Origin of the sequence: Pseudomonas brenneri (genome assembly GCF_007858285.1) — a bacterium.
GTDB classification, from domain to species: Bacteria; Pseudomonadota; Gammaproteobacteria; order Pseudomonadales; family Pseudomonadaceae; genus Aquipseudomonas; species Aquipseudomonas brenneri.
The window spans coordinates 504,264-523,739 of sequence record NZ_VFIL01000002.1 but is presented as its reverse complement, the minus strand read 5'-3'; the positions used below and the strand labels follow the sequence as shown (position 1 = coordinate 523,739).

Annotated in this window: 12 protein-coding genes and 1 pseudogene; 12 read left to right on the top strand and 1 reads right to left on the bottom strand. The window is 61.5% G+C overall.

Annotated features, from left to right (window positions below):
* The first annotated feature begins 67 nt into the window (after positions 1-67).
* The 5 genes and pseudogenes from FJD34_RS05660 to FJD34_RS28805 all read left to right on the top strand — a co-directional run bounded on the left by FJD34_RS05660 (position 68) and on the right by FJD34_RS28805 (position 6,200).
* Positions 68-2,635 (top strand): TonB-dependent receptor, encoded by a 2,568-nt coding sequence (locus FJD34_RS05660; RefSeq protein ID WP_090291850.1) that lies wholly within the window; start codon positions 68-70, stop codon positions 2,633-2,635.
* Between the two features lie 127 nt (positions 2,636-2,762).
* On the top strand, positions 2,763-3,371 hold the full coding sequence (locus tag FJD34_RS05655; RefSeq protein WP_032862441.1) for a biliverdin-producing heme oxygenase: 609 nt from the start codon (positions 2,763-2,765) through the stop codon (positions 3,369-3,371).
* Positions 3,372-3,532: 161 nt separating this feature from the next.
* Positions 3,533-3,937, top strand: a complete 405-nt coding sequence (locus FJD34_RS05650; RefSeq protein WP_032862440.1) for a YbaN family protein — start codon at positions 3,533-3,535, stop codon at positions 3,935-3,937.
* Positions 3,938-4,061: 124 nt separating this feature from the next.
* Positions 4,062-5,342, top strand: a pseudogene (locus FJD34_RS28810) (methyl-accepting chemotaxis protein); the annotation flags it as partial.
* 102 nt (positions 5,343-5,444) lie between these two features.
* The gene (locus FJD34_RS28805; protein WP_373290036.1) at positions 5,445-6,200 is read left to right on the top strand and encodes a methyl-accepting chemotaxis protein; all 756 of its coding nucleotides are present in this window, start codon (positions 5,445-5,447) and stop codon (positions 6,198-6,200) included.
* A 151-nt stretch (positions 6,201-6,351) separates the two neighbouring features.
* Here FJD34_RS28805 and FJD34_RS05635 read toward each other — a convergent pair whose 3' ends face one another.
* On the bottom strand, positions 6,352-6,915 hold the full coding sequence (locus FJD34_RS05635) for a nitroreductase family protein (RefSeq protein ID WP_032862438.1): 564 nt from the start codon (positions 6,913-6,915) through the stop codon (positions 6,352-6,354).
* A gap of 149 nt (positions 6,916-7,064) precedes the next feature.
* Between FJD34_RS05635 and FJD34_RS05630 the strand changes: the two genes are divergently transcribed.
* From FJD34_RS05630 to FJD34_RS05600, 7 genes are all read left to right on the top strand, one after another.
* Positions 7,065-8,495 carry a di-heme oxidoreductase family protein gene (locus tag FJD34_RS05630; protein ID WP_090291854.1) on the top strand — a complete coding sequence of 477 codons (1,431 nt, stop codon included), beginning with the start codon at positions 7,065-7,067 and terminating at the stop codon, positions 8,493-8,495.
* A 31-nt stretch (positions 8,496-8,526) separates the two neighbouring features.
* The gene (locus FJD34_RS05625; RefSeq protein ID WP_032862436.1) at positions 8,527-9,591 is read left to right on the top strand and encodes an imelysin family protein; all 1,065 of its coding nucleotides are present in this window, start codon (positions 8,527-8,529) and stop codon (positions 9,589-9,591) included.
* A 2-nt stretch (positions 9,592-9,593) separates the two neighbouring features.
* Entirely contained in the window at positions 9,594-10,691 is a 1,098-nt protein-coding gene (locus FJD34_RS05620; protein ID WP_065943989.1) for a DUF1513 domain-containing protein, read from the top strand.
* 204 nt (positions 10,692-10,895) lie between these two features.
* Complete coding sequence (locus tag FJD34_RS05615; RefSeq protein WP_090291856.1) at positions 10,896-12,056, top strand: efflux RND transporter periplasmic adaptor subunit; 1,161 nt, start codon at positions 10,896-10,898, stop codon at positions 12,054-12,056.
* Positions 12,053-15,109, top strand: a complete 3,057-nt coding sequence (locus FJD34_RS05610) for a multidrug efflux RND transporter permease subunit (RefSeq protein WP_090291859.1) — start codon at positions 12,053-12,055, stop codon at positions 15,107-15,109. The genes FJD34_RS05615 and FJD34_RS05610 overlap by 4 nt, the downstream gene beginning before the upstream one ends.
* A gap of 153 nt (positions 15,110-15,262) precedes the next feature.
* Positions 15,263-16,426, top strand: coding sequence for an efflux RND transporter periplasmic adaptor subunit (locus FJD34_RS05605; protein ID WP_032862431.1), 1,164 nt, complete (start codon positions 15,263-15,265; stop codon positions 16,424-16,426).
* A gap of 3 nt (positions 16,427-16,429) precedes the next feature.
* On the top strand, positions 16,430-19,462 hold the full coding sequence (locus FJD34_RS05600) for a multidrug efflux RND transporter permease subunit (protein WP_090291861.1): 3,033 nt from the start codon (positions 16,430-16,432) through the stop codon (positions 19,460-19,462).
* The last annotated feature ends 14 nt before the right edge of the window (positions 19,463-19,476 follow it).

The following is a 19,476-nucleotide window of genomic DNA, read 5'->3' as shown; positions in this document are numbered from 1 at the left end:
CCAATGCAACTGATTCCTATTTGATTCAGGCTCGCAACTATAAGACTCGTCCCTCGGAGCGCTCTCGATGTCCTCTCGTTTCAACCGCCGGTCCTCTTCGCCCACGCTGTGCCTGCTGACCGCCGCGATCCTGCTGGCCGGCAGCCCGGTGCTCACGGCCAATGCGGCCGAACCCGCTGCGCGCAGCCACGCCAATTACACCTTCAGCATCGAGCAGCAATCCCTGGTATCGGCGCTCAACGCCTTTACCGCCGTCACCGGCTGGCAGATCGGCCTGCCCGCCGAACTGGGCCAAGGGGTTTCCTCCCCGGGCGCGCGCGGTTCGCTGACCCCGGAAAAAGCCCTGGACCGGCTGTTGGTGGGGACCAACCTGAACTACCGCAAACTGGGCAATAACAACATCGTCCTGGAAAAGCGCACGGCGGGCAGCGCGATCACCCTGCAACAAATGACCATCAGCGCCACCCGCACGGAACAGGCGGTCGATAGCGTGCCCAGCACCGTCAGCGTGCATGAGCGCGAGGAACTGGACCGCCAGAACGTCAACTCCATCCGTGAACTGGTGCGCTACGAGCCCGGTGTCTCGGTCGGCGGCGCCGGCACCCGCTCCGGTAATTCGGGCTACAACATCCGAGGCATCGACGGTGACCGCATCCTCACCCAGGTGGACGGTGTAGAGGTCCCGGACAACTTCTTCAACGGCCCGTACGCCAAGACCCGCCGCAACTATGTCGACCCGGAAATCGTCAAGCGCGTGGAAATCATCCGCGGCCCGGCCTCGGCCCTGTACGGCAGCAGCGCCATCGGCGGCGCCGTCAGCTACTTCACCCTCGACCCGGACGACATCATCAAGCCCGGCCAGGACGTCGGCGCGCGCCTGAAGACCGGCTACAGCTCGGCCGACGAAAGCTGGCTGACCTCCGGCACCGTCGCAGGTCGCGTGCAGGACTTCGATGGCTTGCTGCACCTGAGCCAGCGTAATGGCCATGAGATGGAGTCCTACGACGGCAACAACGCCACCGGCCTGGCCCGCACCGGCGCCAACCCGGAAGACGTGCGCACCACCAACGTGCTGGCCAAGCTGGGCTGGAACTATGGCGAAGACAACCGCCTGGGCCTGACCTACGAGAAGTACAAGGACGACCGCGACATCAACCAGAAAAGCGCGGTGGGCGGGATTTTCCTCGAAGGCCAGGGCATGAATATGTACCGTGACCGTCGCGGCAACGACACCATCACCCGCGAACGCTTTGGCCTGGAAAACAAGTTTTCCCTCGACTCGCCGTTTGCCGATCACATCAAGACCAGCCTCAACTACCAGATCGCCAAGACCGACCAGGCCACCAGCGAAATCTATCAGGTCGGCCGCCGCGTACTGCGGACCCGCGACACCCTCTACGAAGAAAAGCAGTGGGTGTTCGACGCACAGTTGGACAAGGCCTTCGTCATCGGCGACACCGATCACCTGCTGACCTACGGCACCACGATCAAGCAGCAGAAAGTCACCGGCTCCCGTGAAGGCGCGGCGACCTGCCTGGCCGTCGGTGCCGGCTGTACCGCCATCGGCGCACCGAGCCCAACCCCTGCCGACAGTGTGAAAAAAGCCAGCGATTTCCCGGACCCAACCATCAACAGCTACGCGCTGTTCGCCCAGGATCAGATCAGCTGGAATGACTGGACCTTCTTGCCGAGCGTGCGCTACGACTACATCCAGCTCAAACCCAAGCTGACCGAAGAGTTCCTCAACACCACCGACCCGGACCGCAAGTATCCCCACGACGATTCGAACAAAACCTGGCACCGCTTCTCGCCAAAACTCGGCGTGACCTACGCGTTGACCGAGCAATACACCTGGTTCGGCCAATACGCCGAAGGTTTCCGCACACCTTCGGCCAAGGCGTTGTATGGCCGCTTTGAAAACCTTGGCGAAGGTTACGTCGTGGAACCCAACTCCAACCTCAAGCCAGAAACCAGCAAGAGCTATGAAACCGGAATCCGTGGCAATTTCGATGCGGGCAATTTCGACGTCGCCGTGTTCTACAACAAATACCGCGACTTTATTGACGAGGACAACGCCGCGCTGGGCCCGTCTGGCACGATCTTCCAGCCGGGCAATATCAAGCGCGCCACCATCAAGGGCATGGAAGTCAAAGGTCGCTTGAACCTGGACGCCTTCGGCGCACCGCACGGCCTGTATACCAAAGGCGCGATTGCCTACGCCCACGGTCGCAACGACGAAACCGGCCAGCCACTGAACAGCGTCAACCCGCTCAAGGGCGTGTTTGGCCTGGGCTACGACCAGGACAACTATGGTGCGCTGGTCAGTTGGACCCTGGTCAAGAAACAGAACCGGGTCGACAGCGCCACGTTCTTTACCCCGACCGGCATCAAGGCCAACGGCCCGTTCAAGACCCCGGGCTTTGGCATCGTCGACCTGACGGGTTTCTACAAAGTCACCAACGACCTGACCGTCAATGGCGGCCTGTACAACCTGACCGACAAAAAATACTGGAACTGGGATGACGTGCGCAGCTACGACGGTGTGGGTGAAGCCGGCGTGACCTCGCCGGCCAGCCTGGACCGCCTGACCCAGCCCGGTCGCAACTTCGCGATCAACCTGATCTGGGACATCTGATCCCTGCAACCCCACCCCGCCGGATTTATCGCCAGCGGGGTGAGGTTTTTTTACTGTGACGCGTCTTCTTGTTCGTCTAGTAATAACAGCCTGGCAATAAGGCGCTTTTCCTTCTCAAGGACATCCCATGACCGCTTCCACCACCGCTGAACGTGCAAGCCTGCGCTCCCAGCGCCTGAACCAGATCACCAACGAGCCGCACACCAAGCTCGACGCACTGGTCAAGGCTCACGCCCCATTTGAAACCCAGGCCAACTTCGCCCGTTTCGTCGTCGCCCAGTACCTGTTCCAGTCGGAACTGGTGGCGCTGTACAACGATCCCGAGCTGATCAAGCTGGTGCCTGACCTGGCCGAACGCTGCCGTGCCGAAGCTGCCAAGCTCGACCTCGCCGACCTGGAAACCGCAGTGCCCGCCCCTGTGGCCGGTGCCGTGCAGAACCCAAGCAAGGCCCAAGCCCTGGGTTGGCTGTTCGTGTCCGAAGGTTCCAAGCTGGGCGCTGCGTTCCTGATCAAGCGCGCCGTCGGCCTGGGCCTGAGCGAAACCTTCGGTGCCCGCCACCTGGGCGAACCAGCCGGTGGCCGTGCCGAAGGCTGGAAGAGCTTCACCCGCACCCTCGACGGCCTGGAACTGAGCGCCGAAGAAGAAGCGGCGGCAGAGAAAGGTGCGGTGGATGCATTCGTACGCTTCACCGTGTTGCTTGAACAGGCGTACGCTAGCGCCCCAGAACTGGCCTGACCCACTGCTGGAATGCAATTAATGTGGGAGCTGGCTTGCCTGCGATGCAGGCGCCTCGGTTTATCAGTTGGACCGAGGCGATGCTATCGCAGGCAAGCCAGCGCCCACATTTTGATCGCGCTCCACTTTCAGGTTTTTCGCAACCCATACAAATCGTACCCATGACCGGCACAACCCAATCCTCCTCCAAACTCGCCCGAATCCTGTTCGGCCTGCTGGCCTATGTCAGCCTGGGGATCGGCTTGATTGCGATTGTCGTACCGGGCCTGCCCACCACCGAATTCATCCTGCTGGCTGCCTGGGCTGCCACCAAGAGCTCGCCACGCCTGAGCGCCTGGCTGGAAAACCACCGCCTGTTCGGGCCGATCCTGTTCAACTGGCGCAACGGCAAGATCATCGCGCGCCGGGCCAAGGTCAGCGCCACCGTGAGCATGCTGCTGTGTGCCGGCCTGATGCTGGTGATGCTCGATCACGGCTGGCCGATCTACCTGGCCATCGCCGGGATGAGCCTGGGCAACCTGTGGATCTGGTCACGCCCCGAACGCCTCGCGCAAACCGCTGCCTGAGCGCTACCGCTCATCGCCTGCCCCTCATGAATTACTCGCCGGTGCCGATGTTGCGGGCATAGCGCCGAATGGACTTGGCCGTTGCCCTGCTTGCACACCAATAAGTCCAATCGCGAGTAAGCCCATGTTCGACACCCTCTCCATCCGCTTGAAAATCGTGCTGCTGTCTGGCCTCTGCCTGTTGGGAGTGATTGCGCTGATCGTCAGCCTGAATATCTACCAGGCCAACCAGAACGACCAACTGGTCAGCGCCCAAAGTTCACGCATGCTCACCACCAGCGTGGAGAACCTGCTCCAGGCCAAGGCCGCCGAGCAGGCCGTGCAACTGCAGAAAGCCTTCGGCGAGAGCCTGTTGGTGGTCACCGCCCTCGCCGATCAGGTCAAGGACTTGCGCAACATGGCCGCCAAGCGCTCGCTGGAAGCGGGGGCCGTGCGCGAGGAACTCAACCAGCGGATCAAGACCGCCTTCGAGCGCAATACCAAGGTGCTGGGGATCTGGTTGTCGTTTGAACCCAACGGCCTGGATGGCAGGGACAGCGAATTTGTCGACGACAAACTGCGCGCCTCCAACGAAGTCGGGCGCTTTTCCAGCTATTGGAGCCGCGCCGGCGGTGAAGGCCTGAACACGGTGATGGTGGAAGCGGACCTGACCAAGACCACCCTCAATCTTAGTGGTACGCCCTACAACATCTGGTACACCTGCCCACGGGATACCCGCAGCGTTTGCCTGCTGGACCCGTATGCCGACGAAGTCGCCGGCAAGTCGATGCTGATGACCACGATCTCGCTGCCGCTGCTGGCAGATGGCAAGGTGATTGGTGTGATCGGCGTCGACATTGCCCTGGATGCCCTGCAAGCGGCCGCCAATACCGCGCAAAAAGAGCTGTTCGACGGCGCCGGGATCATGGAAATCCTCTCCGGCAGTGGCCTGATTGCCAGCTACAGCGGCGAGCCGGACAAGGTCGGCAAGAGCATCGTCGATGTACTCGGCGCCGAAGGCAAAGAGATCGTGCAACTGCTGGCCAGTGACACCCGCAAGGTCCGCGAGCAGGACGATACGATCCGTGCGGTGTACCCGGTCAAGCCGATTGCCGAGGCCAAGCCCTGGGGCGTGGTGATCAAACTGCCCAAGGACGTGCTGCTGGCCGATTCGGTCAAGCTGCAAGGCGTGCTCGACGACGCCCAGGCCCGCGGCACACTGCATGCATTGCTGGTGGGCGCTGCGGCCGGCCTGCTGGGCCTGTTGCTGATGTGGCTGACGGCCACAGGCGTGACCCGCCCGATCAACAGCGTGGCGGCGATGCTCAAGGACATTGCCAGCGGCGACGGTGACCTGACCCAACGCCTGGCTTACACGAAAAAAGACGAACTGGGGGAACTGGTCGGCTGGTTCAATCGTTTCCTCGACAAGTTGCAACCGACCATCGCCCAGATCAAGCAGAGCATCACCGAAGCCCGTGGCACCGCTGATCAGTCCTCGGAAATCGCGCGCCAGACCAGCGAAGGCATGCAGGTGCAGTTTCGCGAGATCGACCAGGTGGCGACCGCCTCCAACGAGATGAGCGCCACCGCCCATGATGTGGCCAACAGCGCCTCAAACGCTGCCAGTGCAGCTCGCGGCGCCGATCAGTCAGCCCGCGAGGGCCTGGCGATCATCGAGCGCAGCACCCGTGACATCACCACCCTCGCCGAAGAAGTCAGCAAGGCAGTGACCGAAGTCGAAGCCCTGGCGGTCAACAGCGAGCAGATCGGCTCGGTGCTGGAAGTGATCCGCAGCATTGCCGAGCAGACCAACCTGCTGGCCCTCAATGCCGCGATTGAAGCCGCGCGCGCCGGGGAAAGCGGGCGTGGTTTCGCGGTGGTGGCGGACGAAGTGCGCAACCTGGCCCGACGTACCCAGGATTCGGTGGAGGAAATCCGCCTGGTGATCGAACGCATCCAGAGCGCGACCCGTGGGGTGGTGACCACCATGCATTCGAGCCAGAGCCAGGCGCAGAACAATGCCGGGCAGATCCAGCAGGCGGTTCAGGCCCTGGGCAAGATCAGCGATGCAGTGACGGTGATCAGCGACATGAACTTGCAAATCGCCAGCGCCGCCGAAGAACAGAGCGCCGTGGCCGAAGAGGTCAACCGCAATGTTTCGGCCATTCGTACCGTGACCGAGACCCTGACCGGCCAGGCGACGGAGTCGGCGGCGATCAGCAGCCAATTGAACGCATTGGCCAACCAGCAGATGAAGCTGATGGATCAGTTCCGGGCCTGAAAACACCGGATACCCATGTGGGAGCGGGCTTGTGTGGGAGCTGGCTTGCCTGCGATAGCATCACCTCTGTGTAACTGATGCACCGAGGCGTCTGTATCGCAGGCAAGCCAGCTCCCACACAAGCAGCTTCAACATTTGGATGTGGCTGGTATCAGAGACCGGTCCAGGCACTGACAAACGCCGTGATGTCTTCCTTTGCCGCCGTACGCGGCGGGTTCTGCGCGGTGCCCAGGTAGAGGAAGCCGATCACCTCCTCACCCGCGCCCAGCCCCAACCCCTTGGCCACATGCGCCGAATACGACAACTCCCCGGTCCGCCACACCGCACCAATCCCCTGGGCGTACGCCGCCAGCAGGATGCCGTGGGCCGCACAGGCGGCCGCCAGCAACTGCTCGGACTTGGGCACCTTGAAGTGTTCCTGCAGACGGGCAATCACCACCACCACCAACGGCGCACGCAATGGACCGTTCTGTGCCTTGTCGATCACCGCTTGCGGTGCCGCGGGGTCTTGCAGGCGGGCCGCTTCGGCCAGCAGGGTGCCCATTTGCTCGCGGGCCGGGCCTTCCACGGTGAGGAAGCGCCAAGGCCGCAACTGGCCGTGGTCCGGCGCACGCATGGCTGCCGCGAACAGCACTTCGCGCTGTTCGGCAGTGGGGGCCGGCTCCAGCAGGCGCGGCACGGAAACACGGTTGAGCAAAGCGTCGAGAGCCTGCATTGGCCACCTCCAGGAAAAATGTGCGGCCATTCTAGCGGGAATGCATCAGATTGGAGCAAACGATAATTGCTCTTATTCAATCCGCCCTGCCCTGTTAGACTTTGCCCCCTGAATTTCATCCACCGTCGCCCGTCTTTTCAGGATTACCGATGCCCCGTTTGCTTCTTCGCCTGTCTGCACTCTTGATGGCCGTGAGCCTGAGTGCCTGCGATGACGCCCCGCCGCCGACATTTACCCAGGCCGAGCCGGGTGAGGCGCGTTCGGGAGGCAGCACGACGGTAAGGAAGACCGACCAGAATGCCTTCTCGCTGCCGTCGGCCAACTTGGCGCCGACGCGCCGCCTGGATTTCAGCGTCGGCAACAGCTTTTTCCGCAACCCGTGGGTGATCGCCCCGGCCACCACCACGGCCCGTGATGGGCTGGGACCACTGTTCAACACCAACGCCTGCCAGAACTGCCACATCAAGGACGGGCGCGGCCATCCGCCCTTGCCTGAGGCCAGCAATGCGGTGTCGATGCTGGTGCGCCTGTCGATTCCGGATTCACCGCCCTACGCCAAGGTCATCGAGCAACTGGGTGTCGTCCCGGAGCCAGTCTATGGTGGCCAACTGCAGGACATGGCCGTGCCAGGTGTGGTCCCGGAAGGCAAGGTGCGGGTCGACTACACGCCGGTCAACGTCACGTTCAAGGACGGCACGGTGGTCGAGTTGCGCAAGCCAACCCTGCAAATCACTCAGCTCGGCTATGGCCCGATGCATCCCGATACGCGGTTTTCCGCGCGCGTGGCCCCGCCGATGATCGGCCTGGGCCTGCTTGAAGCCATCAGCGATGCGGACATCCTGCAAAACGCCAGCAAACGCCCGGATAAAAATGGCGTGCTCGGCCGCCCGAACTGGGTCTGGGATGATGCCCAGCAAAAAACCGTGCTCGGGCGCTTTGGTTGGAAAGCCGGACAACCGAACCTCAATCAACAAAATGTTCACGCGTTCTCGGGTGATATGGGCCTGACGACCAGCCTGAGACCCTTCGATGACTGCACCGACGCCCAGGTTGCCTGTAAGCAGGCGCCCAACGGCAACGGCGAAAATGGCGAGCAGGAAGTCAGCGATAACATCCTGCGCCTGGTGCTGTTCTACACCCGCAACCTGGCCGTACCGGCGCGCCGTGATGTCAATGAGCAGCAAGTGCTAGACGGTAAGAACCTGTTCTTCCAGGCGGGTTGCCAGTCGTGCCATACGCCGAAATTCACCACCGCAGGCAACGCCGCTGAACCTGAGCTGGCCAACCAGGTAATCCGCCCCTACAGCGACCTGTTGTTGCACGACATGGGCGAAGGCCTGGCCGATAACCGTACCGAATTCAAGGCCGGTGGCCGCGACTGGCGCACGCCGCCGTTGTGGGGCATTGGCCTGACGCAAAATGTCAGTGGCCACACCCAGTTGCTGCATGACGGCCGCGCCCGCAACCTGCTTGAAGCCGTGCTGTGGCACGGTGGTGAAGCCCAGGCGGCGCAACAGCATGTGTTGTCATTTAGCGCCGAGCAGCGCGCCGCGTTGCTCGCGTTCCTGAATTCTCTATAAGCTTTGCCCCAATTAATGAAGGGAGCTCGACATGTTCCGTCCCAAGTTGTTGTTCACCAGCCTTGCCGCCCTCGCCCTGGGCGCCTGCTCGCCACAGGATCCGCAAGCGGTTACCTCGGCCGCCATCGCCAAGCAAGTGATCCTGCCGACCTACAGCCGCTGGGTCGAAGCTGACCGGCAACTGGCCGTCAGTGCCCTGGCTTACTGCCAAGGCAAGGAATCCCTGGAAACCGCGCGCGCCGACTTCCTCCACGCGCAAAAAGCCTGGGCCGAGTTACAACCGCTGCTGATTGGCCCGCTGGCCGAGGGCAACCGCGCCTGGCAGGTGCAGTTCTGGCCGGACAAGAAAAACCTCGTCGGCCGTCAGGTCGAGCAACTGGCCACCGCCCAGCCGCAGATCGATGCCGCCGCCCTGGCCAAGTCCAGCGTCGTGGTGCAAGGCCTGTCGGCCTACGAATACATCCTGTATGACGCCAAGACCGACATCGCCAACGATGCCCAGAAAGCCCGCTACTGCCCACTCCTGATCGCCATCGGCGAGCGCCAGAAACAACTCGCCGAGGAAATCCTCGCCAGTTGGAACAGCACCGACGGCATGCTCGCGCAGATGACCAAGTTCCCGAACCAGCGCTACGCCGATTCCCACGAAGCCATCGCCGAGCTGCTGCGCGTGCAGGTCACGGCCCTGGACACTCTGAAGAAAAAACTCGGCACGCCGATGGGTCGCCTGTCCAAGGGTATCCCGCAGCCGTTCCAGGCCGATGCGTGGCGTAGCCAGTCGTCCCTGCAAGGCTTGCAAGCCAGCCTCGCGGCGGCCCAGACCGTGTGGGTCGGGGTCGACAACAAGGGCCTGCGCGGCCTGCTGCCCGCCGACCAGAAGCCTTTGGCCGAGAAGATCGACGCTGCCTACGCCGCCTCACTGAAACTGTTCGACAGCAACCAGCGTTCGCTCAATGAACTGCTGGCCGATGACGCCGGGCGCCAGCAACTCAACGACATCTACGACAGCCTCAACGTCGTCCACCGCCTGCATGAGGGCGAACTGGCCAAGGCGCTGGGCATCCAACTGGGCTTCAACGCCAACGACGGTGACTGATGATGCTCAGGCGACAGGCTTTGGCCATCGGCAGCGTGCTGCTCAGTGCAATCACTCTGGGCGGCTGGACGCTGTTCAAGCGCAAGGGCGACAGCCCGCTGCTGCTGTCGGCCCGGGATGATGCCGACGGCAAGCACTACGCCGTGGGTTATCGCCTGGACGGCAGCCAGGTGTTCGCGACCCAGGTCGGCCAGCGCTGCCACGACATCATCAACCACCCGACCCTGCCCATCGCCCTGTTCGTGGCCCGCCGCCCGGGCACCGAGAGCTACCTGGTAGACCTGCGCGACGGCACGCTGCTGCAAACCGTGACGTCCCAGGCCAACCGGCACTTCTATGGGCATGCGGTGATCCACAAGAGCGGCGACTGGCTGTACGCCACGGAAAACGACACCACCGACCCCGGTCGCGGCCTGTTGGGGGTATACAAGTTCGAAGGTGAACGCCTGGTACACCGTGGCGAGATCTCCACCCACGGCATCGGCCCGCACCAGGTGTCGTGGATGCCCGATGGAGAAACCCTGATCGTAGCCAATGGCGGTATTCGCACCGAGGCCGAAAGCCGGGTCGAGATGAACCTCAACGCCATGGAGCCCAGCCTGGTGCTGATGCAGCGCGACGGTACGCTGTTGAGCAAGGAAACCCTCGGCCAACAGATGAACAGCGTGCGCCATATGGGGATCGCCAGCGATGGCACGATCCTCACCGGACAGCAGTTCATGGGGCCTTCGCAGGAGCGATCCGAATTGTTGGCAATCAAGCGTCCGGGGCAACCGTTCGTGGCGTTCCCGGTGGCGGATGAGCAGTTGCAGGCCATGGGGCACTACACCGCCAGCGTGGCTGTGCACAGTGAGTTGCGCCTGGTGGCACTGACCGCACCACGGGGCAATCGCTTTTTTATCTGGGACATGGACAGCGGCGAACTGCGTCTGGACGGGCCGTTGCCCGACTGCGCCGGCGTGGGTGCGGTGGCAGACGGGTTTGTCGTGACCTCGGGCCAGGGCCGTTGTCGCTTCTACGATTGCCGGCAGCCACAACTGGTGGCCAAGCCCCTGGAATTGCCCGCCGGGTTTTGGGATAACCATCTGCATCTGGTCTGAAACCACTGCATCGCTCCCGGGCTGACACCTGGGAGCCCATCCCCAGAACAAATCCTACGCAGCCTGCGAAAGCGCCCTCAACGAGGGACCAGCCTTCTTACAGGTACTCGCGAATTTCCGCCTTATAGCACCCGCCTTTCTCGTGAAGACTGCGTGGCTCAGCGTGCGCCCCCCGCACCACGTCACCCTCACAAGGAAGAACCTATGCCGGGCCGCCGGATGATTACCATGCTCAGCATTGTCCTGTTGGCCGTGCTGATGCTCGCCAGCTATAAGGCATTCTGGGTTTACCAACAGTTGCAGCTGCTGCATGCGCCCAAGCCGCCCGTCAGTGTGGCGGTCGCCAATGCCGTCGAAAAAACCTGGCAGCGCCAATTGCCAGCGGCGGGAACACTCAAGGCGCTGCAAGGCATCAACCTGAGTATCGAGGTGCCCGGCATCGTCACCCAGTTGCATTTCGACTCGGGGCAAGCCGTCAAGGCCGGGCAAACCCTGCTGCAACTCGAACACCAGACCGAACAGGCCGAGTTGGACGTGGCCCTGGCTGACCGCAGCCTGGCGCGGCAGAATTTCCAGCGCGGGCAGAAACTGGTGAGGATCAAGGCCATCTCCCAAGGCGAGTTCGATCGGCTGTCTGCCGAACTCAACCGCAACAACGCCCTGGTTGCCCAGCGCCGCTCGGCCCTGACCAAAAAAAGTATCGTTGCCCCGTTCGACGGCACGATCGGCATTCGCCAAATCGATATCGGCGACAACCTGCAAAGCGCCACGGTAATCGCCAGCCTGCAGGACACCCAGAGCCTTTACGTGGATTTCCATGTGCCTGAACAAGCCGTGCAACTGATCGAAGTCGGCCAGGCGGTGCAGATTGAAGTTTCGGCGCGGCCAGGGCTGGTCAGTCTCGCCAGCGTCAGCGCCATCAACCCCATTGTCGACGACAACACCCGAAATGTGTTGGTGCGCGCCACCTTGAGCAACCCGTCCAACGACCTGCTGCCGGGGATGTTCGCCCACTTGCAGGTGCTGTTGGCCAACCCGGCCGTGCACGTGGTGATTCAGGAGAGCGCAATCGCCTACAGCCCCTACGGCCAGTATGTATACGTCGTGACACCACGCAAAAACAGCGAGGGACGCGACGAACTCGATGGCGAGGGCAAGCCGGTCCTGATCGCCGAACAACGCCTGGTCGAAACCGGCGAACGGCGCGCCGGCGAGATCGTGATTGCCAAGGGCTTGAACAAGGGCGAACAGATCGTCACCGCCGGCCAGATCAAGCTGCAAAACGGTACCCCGATACGCATCGGTATCGACAAGAACCAGCCTGCTGAACGGCCCCTGACCACTCAGCGGGAGAACGCTGAATGACGTTCACCGACCTGTTTATCCGCCGCCCCGTGCTGGCCCTGGTTGTCAGCCTGCTGATCGTGTTGCTGGGATGGCAGGCCTACGGGCAATTACCCCTGCGCCAGTTCCCCCAGATGGAAAATGCGCTGATTACCGTAACCACGCTTGCTCCGGGCTCCAGTGCCGAGACCGTACAGAGCTACATCACACAACCGCTGCAGAAAAGCCTGGCCAGTGCGCAAGGCATCGACTACATGCGCTCCTCCAGCCGCCAGAATGTGTCCGTTATTTCAATCTATGGCCGGGTCGGTGCCGACAGCGACCGTTTGTTCACCGAACTGCTGGCCAAGACCAATGAAGTGAGGAACCAGCTACCCAGGGAGATTGAAGATCCGGTCCTGAACAAAGTCGCGGCAGACAACACCGCGCTCATGTACCTGAGTTTTTCCAGCGACACCATGAACAATGCGCAGATCACCGACTTCTTGCTGCGGGTGGTGCAGCCTCGGCTGGTGACGCTGCCGGGCATGGCCGAAGCCCAGATCATCGGCAACCAGAGCTTTGCCATGCGCCTGTGGCTGGACCCGCTGAAACTCGCGGGATTTGGCTTGAGCGCCAGCGATGTAACGCAGGCCGTCAAGCGCTACAACGTCCAGTCTATCGCCGGCGACGCCACCGGTGAGTTTGTCGTGACCAGTGTCACGGCCAATACCGAACTGCAAACGGTTGAAGGCTTCAAGGCCATCACCTTGAAAACCAATGGCGACAGCCAGGTACGCCTCGGTGATGTGGCGCGGGTGGAATTGGGCGCGCAGAACTACGACAGTTTCAGTTCATTCAACGGTCTGCCCGCAACTTATATCAGCATCAAGCCAACCCCCGATGCCAACCCGCTGGAGCTGGGCAAGCGCGTACGCGACCTGTTGCCGGACTTGCAGGCGCAGTTACCGCCGCACCTGCAAGCGGATATCGCCTACGACTCGACGCTGTATATCAACGCCTCTATCGACCATGTGCTGTCGAGCCTGATGGAAGCCATCCTGATTGTGGTGCTGGTGGTGTTTTTGTTTCTTGGCTCGTTGCGCTCGGTGGTGATTCCCGTCATCACCATTCCCCTGTCACTGGTCGGCACACTGTTCTTCATGCAACTGATGGGTTACTCGATCAACGTCCTGACGCTGCTGGCCATGGTGTTGGCCATCGGCCTGGTGGTCGATGATGCCATTGTGATGATGGAGAACATCCATCGGCATATCGAAAAAGGCCGATCGCCCCTCGAAGCGGCAATCAAGGGCGCCAGGGAGGTGTGCATGCCGGTGATTTCCATGACGATCACCCTGGCCGCGGTGTATGCCCCCATCGGCTTCCTCCAGGGGTTGACCGGTGCGCTGTTCAAGGAGTTTGCCCTGACCCTGGCCGGCGCCGTGGTGATTTCCGGCATCGTCGCGCTGACGCTGTCACCAATGATGTGCGCCCTGCTGCTGCGCCCTGAAGAACAACCGCAGGGCCTGCACCTGCTCCTGGAGCGACTCTTCGACAACCTGAAACAGCGTTATCAGCGGCGGCTGCATCAGATCATGGAGGCACAGTCAGTGGTCATCGTGTTCGCCCTGCTTGTCCTCGGCCTGATTCCGGCCATGCTCACGTTCACCCTGTCGGAGTTGGCCCCCGATGAGGACCAGGGCCTGATCTTCATCCTCTCCAGTGCACCGCAGCCAACCAACCTGGCCTACCTCAACACCTACACCCAGGACTTTATCGAGCAGTTCCAGACCGTGCCCGAGTACCAGGCCTCGTTCCAGATCAATGGCCTGGATGGCGTGCATTCGGGCGTCGGCGGTTTCCTGCTCAAGCCCTGGGACGAACGCGAGCGCTCACAGATGGAGGTCATGGTGCCGCTACGCGAAAAGCTCGATAACATCCCCGGCCTGCAAGTCTTTGCCTTCAACCTGCCATCCTTGCCGGGTACGGGCGAGGGCCTGCCCTTTGGCTTTGTCATCAGTTCCCAGCAGGATCATCAATCGATGTTGGAGGTGGCCGAGCGCGTCAAGCAACGGGCGATCGACTCGGGGAAGTTTGCCTATGTGGATATCGACCTGGCATTCGACCGGCCTGAAGTGGTGATCGACATTGACCGGGCCAAGGCCGCGCAGATGGGCGTATCCATGGAAGACCTGAGCCTGACCCTGGCGACGCTGCTGGCCGAAACGGAAATCAACCGGTTTCGGATTGATGGCAATCTCTACAAGGTCATTGCCCAGGTCGAGCGTACCTACCGGGACAATCCGGACTGGCTGAGTCACTACAACGTAAAAACGGCCAAAGGCCAATTATTGCCCTTGTCGACACTGATCACCGTCTCCAGCCAAGAGGTCCGCCCCCGGCAGTTGAATCAGTTCCAGCAGCTCAATTCAGTGCTGGTCTCGGCGTATCCGATTGTGGGCATGAGCAACGCCCTTGAGACCGTGCAAGCCATCGCCCTGGAGGAGGCCCCGACGGGCTACACCTTCGACTACAGCAACGCCACGCGCCAGTTTGTACAAGAGGGGAATGCGCTGTGGGGTACGTTCGGCCTGGCACTGGCAATTATCGGCCTGGTGCTGGCGGCCCAGTTTGAAAGCCTGCGTGACCCGCTGGTGATCCTGGTGACCGTGCCGCTGTCGATATGCGGTGCGCTGATTGCGCTGTTCCTGGGCTGGTCCACGTTGAACATTTACACGCAAATCGGCTTGGTCACGTTGATTGGCCTGATCAGCAAGCACGGCATCCTGATCGTCGAGTTCGCCAATCAATTGCGCAAGGAACAAGGCCTGTCGGCGCGTGCCGCCATCGAGGAGGCCGCCGCTATCCGCTTGCGGCCGGTATTGATGACCACCATCGCTACCGTGCTGGGGGTGGTCCCACTGGTGTTTTCCAGCGGTGCGGGCGCGGTCAGTCGGTTTGATATCGGCATGGTGATCGCCACCGGCATGTCGATCGGGACGTTGTTCACCTTGTTTGTCCTGCCGTCGGTGTATACGGCGTTGGCCAAGCGCGACAACCGGCTGGAACACACCCTTGAGAGAAAGGACTGACAACCCTTTCTCACCCCTGGACGCCCCGAAACCATTGCGCTTGAGCCTGCCCTCAGGTTGTGAAATTTACCAGTTGGAATCCCCCCGAAACTCGGAGTAATGTGCCAAATCGTTCGTCTTCGTCTGCCTCAGTTTTTTCCAAGGAACCGGAATATGCTGCGTCGTCGCATGCTGATCATGTTGGCCGTTGTGCTGTTGATTGTCCTGCTGCTGGGGGGCTATAAGGCCTTCTCCATTTACCAGCAGATCCAGGTCTTTTCCGCCCCCAAACCGCCGATCAGCGTGGCGGTGGCCACGGCGGTCGAACAACCCTGGCAACAGCGCCTGCCGGCGGTGGGCACGCTCAAGGCCTTGCAAGGGGTGAACCTTGCCCTGGAGATCGCCGGCACCGTCAAGGCCGTGCAGTTCGAGTCCGGGCAGAAGGTCAAGGCCGGGCAACCACTGGTGCAACTGGACAGCGCGGTGGAAGACGCCCTGCTGCAAACCGCCCAGGCCGACCTGGGCCTGGCCCAGCTCGATTACGGGCGCGGCAGCCAACTGGTGGGCAGCCAGGCAATCTCCAAGGGTGAGTTCGACCGACTCTCGGCGCAACTGCAAAAAAACAAGGCCACGGTCAACCAGCTCAAGGCATCCCTGGCCAAGAAACACATCGTCGCACCGTTCAGCGGCACCATCGGCATTCGCCAGGTCGACGTGGGCGACTACCTGGCCAGCGGCACGGTGATCGCCACCTTGCAGGACCTGAGCAGCCTCTATGTGGATTTCTATGTGCCTGAACAAGCGGTGCCCAGACTGGCCGTCGGCCAGGCGGTACAGGTGCAAGTCTCGGCCTACCCGAAACTGACCTTCCCCGGCACCCTCAGCGCCATCAACCCCAAAGTCGAGAGCAGCACCCGTAACGTGCTGGTACGCGCCACCCTGGCCAACCCTGACAATCAACTACTACCGGGTATGTTCAGCAACCTGCAAGTGCTGTTGCCCGACCCACAAGCGCAGGTGGTGGTGCCGGAAAGTGCAATTACCTACACCCTCTACGGCAACTCAGCCTACGTGGTCGCACAGAAAAAGGCCGAGGACGGCAGCCTCGAAAAAGGAGCCGATGGCCAACCGATATTGATCGCCGAACGACGGTTTATCGAGACCGGCGAGCGGCGCGACGGCCTGGTGCTGGTCAGCAAGGGCCTGAGCAGTGGCGAGCAAGTGGTGAGTGCCGGGCAGATCAAGCTCGACACCGGTGCGCATATCGCCATCACCGCGGATAAAAACCTGCCGGCCGCCCCGGGCCAACCCCCGCGCAACGACGGTTCAAGGAACTGAGCCATGGCGTTTACCGATACGTTTATCCGCCGCCCGGTGCTGGCCATGGTGGTCAGCCTGCTGATCGTGCTGCTGGGTTTCCAGGCCTACAGCAAACTGCCACTGCGCCAATACCCATCCATGGAAAACGCCCTGATCACTGTGACCACCGCGTACCCCGGGGCCAATGCCGAGACGATCCAGGACTACATCACACAACCCTTGCAACAAAGCCTGGCGAGCGCCGAAGGCATCGACTACATGACCTCGGTCAGTCGCCAGAACTTCTCGGTGATTTCCATCTATGCGCGGATCGGCGCCAACAGCGACCGCCTGTTCACCGAACTGCTGGCCAAGGCCAACGAGGTGAAGAACAAGCTGCCGCAAGACGCTGAAGATCCGGTATTGAGCAAAGAGGCTGCGGATGCTTCGGCGCTGATGTACATCAGTTTCTCAAGCCAGCAACTGAGCAACCCGCAGATCACCGACTACCTGTCGCGGGTGATCCAGCCCAAACTGGCGACCCTGCCCGGCATGGCCGAAGCCGAGATCCTCGGCAATCAGGTATTTGCCATGCGCCTGTGGCTGGACCCGGTCAAGCTCGCCGGTTTCGGCCTGAGCGCCGGTGACGTCACCAATGCCGTGCGCAACTACAACTATCTCTCCGCCGCCGGCGAAGTGAAGGGCGAGTATGTCGTCACCAGCATCAACGCCAATACCGACCTCAAGACCGCCGAAGCCTTCGCCGCCATCACCGTGAAGACCGATGGCGACAGCCGGGTGCTGCTGGGTGACGTGGCCCGGGTGGAAATGGGCGCAGAGAACTACAACGCCATCAGCTCCTTTGGTGGCACGCCCTCGGTGTACATCGGCATCAAGGCTACTCCCAGCGCCAACCCGCTGGATGTGATCAAGGAAGTACGCAAGATCATGCCGGAGCTGGAATCCCAGCTACCGCCCAATCTCAAGGCAGAAATTGCCTACGACGCCACGCTGTTTATCCAGGCGTCCATCAACGAGGTGGTCAAAACCCTGTTTGAAGCCGTGCTGATCGTGATAGTCGTAGTGTTCCTGTTTCTCGGGGCATTGCGCTCGGTGGTGATCCCGGTGGTCACCATCCCGCTGTCGATGATTGGCGTGCTGTTTTTCATGCAGTTGATGGGCTACTCCATCAACCTGCTGACACTCCTGGCGATGGTGCTGGCCATCGGCCTGGTGGTGGACGACGCGATTGTGGTGGTGGAGAACATCCACCGCCATATCGAACAAGGCAAGACGCCACTTGATGCCGCGCTGGAAGGCGCGCGGGAGATTGCCGTGCCGGTGGTGTCGATGACCATCACCCTGGCGGCGGTGTACGCGCCCATCGGTTTCCTGGAGGGATTGACCGGGGCGTTGTTCAAGGAGTTCGCCCTGACCCTGGCCGGCGCGGTGGTGATCTCCGGCATCGTCGCCCTGACCCTGTCTCCGATGATGTGTGCCTTGCTGTTGCGCCACGATGAAAACCCCACGGGCCTGGCCCATCGCCTGGACCGGATCTTCGAAGGCCTCAAGCGCCGCTACCAGAGCCTGTTGCACGGCACCTTGAACACCCGGCCGGTGGTAATTGTGTTTGCCTTGATCGTGCTGTGCCTGATCCCAGTGTTCCTCAAGTTCACCCAGTCGCAACTGGCCCCGGACGAAGACCAGGGCATCATCTTCATGATGGCCAGCGCGCCGCAGCCGACCAACCTGGACTACCTGAACACCTACACCGACGAGTTCATCACGATCTTCAAGGACTTCCCGGAGTACTACTCCTCGTTCCAGATCAATGGGTTCAATGGTGTGCAATCGGGGATTGGCGGTTTCCTGCTCAAACCGTGGAACGAGCGCGACCGCACGCAGATGCAGATCCTGCCTGAAGTGCAGAAACGCCTGGAGCAGATCCCCGGTTTGCAAGTGTTCGGCTTCAACCTGCCCTCGCTGCCAGGCACCGGCGAAGGCCTGCCCTTCGGTTTTGTGATCAACACACCCAATGACTATGAGTCATTGCTGCAAGTGGCCAACCGCGTGAAGAAACGCGCCATGGAGTCGGGCAAGTTTGCCTTTGTCGATATCGACCTGGCGTTCGATAAGCCCGAGGTGGTGGTGGACATCGACCGCGCCAAAGCGGCGCAGATGGGGGTGTCGATGCAGGATCTGGGCAGCACCCTGGCGACCTTGCTGGCGGAGGCCGAAATCAACCGGTTCACCATTGACGGGCGCAGCTACAAGGTCATCGCCCAGGTCGAACGGGCCTATCGGGATAACCCCGAGTGGCTGAACAACTACTACGTGAAAAACACCCAGGGCGAACTGTTGCCGCTGTCGACCTTGATCAGCGTCAGCGACCGCGCACGGCCGCGACAGCTCAATCAGTTCCAGCAACTCAACTCGGCCCTGATCTCGGGCTTTCCGATTGTCAGCATGGGCGAAGCCATCGACACCGTGCGCCAGATTGCCATCGAAGAAACCCCGGCCGGCTACGCCTTTGACTACAGCGGCGCGTCGCGCCAGTTCATCCAGGAAGGCAGTGCGCTGTGGGTCACCTTTGGCCTGGCACTGGCGATCATCTTCCTCGTGCTGGCCGCGCAGTTCGAGAGCTTCCGTGACCCGCTGGTGATACTGGTGACGGTGCCACTGTCGATCTGCGGCGCGTTGATCCCGTTGTTCCTCGGCTGGTCGAGCATGAACATCTACACCCAGGTGGGGCTGGTGACGTTGATCGGGCTGATCAGCAAGCATGGGATCCTGATCGTCGAATTTGCCAACCAGTTGCGCAAGGACAAGGGCCTGACACCCCGTGAAGCGGTGGAAGAAGCGGCGGCCATTCGCCTGCGCCCGGTATTGATGACCACGGCGGCGATGGTGTTTGGCATGGTGCCGTTGATCTTGGCTACTGGGGCTGGGGCGGTCAGTCGGTTTGATATCGGGATGGTGATTGCTACGGGGATGTCGGTGGGGACGCTGTTTACTTTGTTTGTGTTGCCGTGTGTGTATACGTTGTTGGCTAAGCGTGATCCCTTGGCGGATTGATTGAGTGCGCGTAT

What these genes read in the sequence shown, in the direction of transcription:
- FJD34_RS05635 (WP_032862438.1), bottom strand. Translation starts at nt 6,915, where the DNA reads ATGCAGGCTCTCGACGCTTTGCTCAACCGTGTTTCCGTGCCGCGCCTG.
- FJD34_RS05650 (WP_032862440.1), top strand. Translation starts at nt 3,533, where the DNA reads ATGACCGGCACAACCCAATCCTCCTCCAAACTCGCCCGAATCCTGTTC.
- FJD34_RS05600 (WP_090291861.1), top strand. Translation starts at nt 16,430, where the DNA reads ATGGCGTTTACCGATACGTTTATCCGCCGCCCGGTGCTGGCCATGGTG.
- FJD34_RS28805 (WP_373290036.1), top strand. Translation starts at nt 5,445, where the DNA reads ATGCAGGTGCAGTTTCGCGAGATCGACCAGGTGGCGACCGCCTCCAAC.
- FJD34_RS05620 (WP_065943989.1), top strand. Translation starts at nt 9,594, where the DNA reads ATGCTCAGGCGACAGGCTTTGGCCATCGGCAGCGTGCTGCTCAGTGCA.
- FJD34_RS05660 (WP_090291850.1), top strand. Translation starts at nt 68, where the DNA reads ATGTCCTCTCGTTTCAACCGCCGGTCCTCTTCGCCCACGCTGTGCCTG.
- FJD34_RS05625 (WP_032862436.1), top strand. Translation starts at nt 8,527, where the DNA reads ATGTTCCGTCCCAAGTTGTTGTTCACCAGCCTTGCCGCCCTCGCCCTG.
- FJD34_RS05615 (WP_090291856.1), top strand. Translation starts at nt 10,896, where the DNA reads ATGCCGGGCCGCCGGATGATTACCATGCTCAGCATTGTCCTGTTGGCC.
- FJD34_RS05630 (WP_090291854.1), top strand. Translation starts at nt 7,065, where the DNA reads ATGCCCCGTTTGCTTCTTCGCCTGTCTGCACTCTTGATGGCCGTGAGC.
- FJD34_RS05605 (WP_032862431.1), top strand. Translation starts at nt 15,263, where the DNA reads ATGCTGCGTCGTCGCATGCTGATCATGTTGGCCGTTGTGCTGTTGATT.
- FJD34_RS05655 (WP_032862441.1), top strand. Translation starts at nt 2,763, where the DNA reads ATGACCGCTTCCACCACCGCTGAACGTGCAAGCCTGCGCTCCCAGCGC.
- FJD34_RS05610 (WP_090291859.1), top strand. Translation starts at nt 12,053, where the DNA reads ATGACGTTCACCGACCTGTTTATCCGCCGCCCCGTGCTGGCCCTGGTT.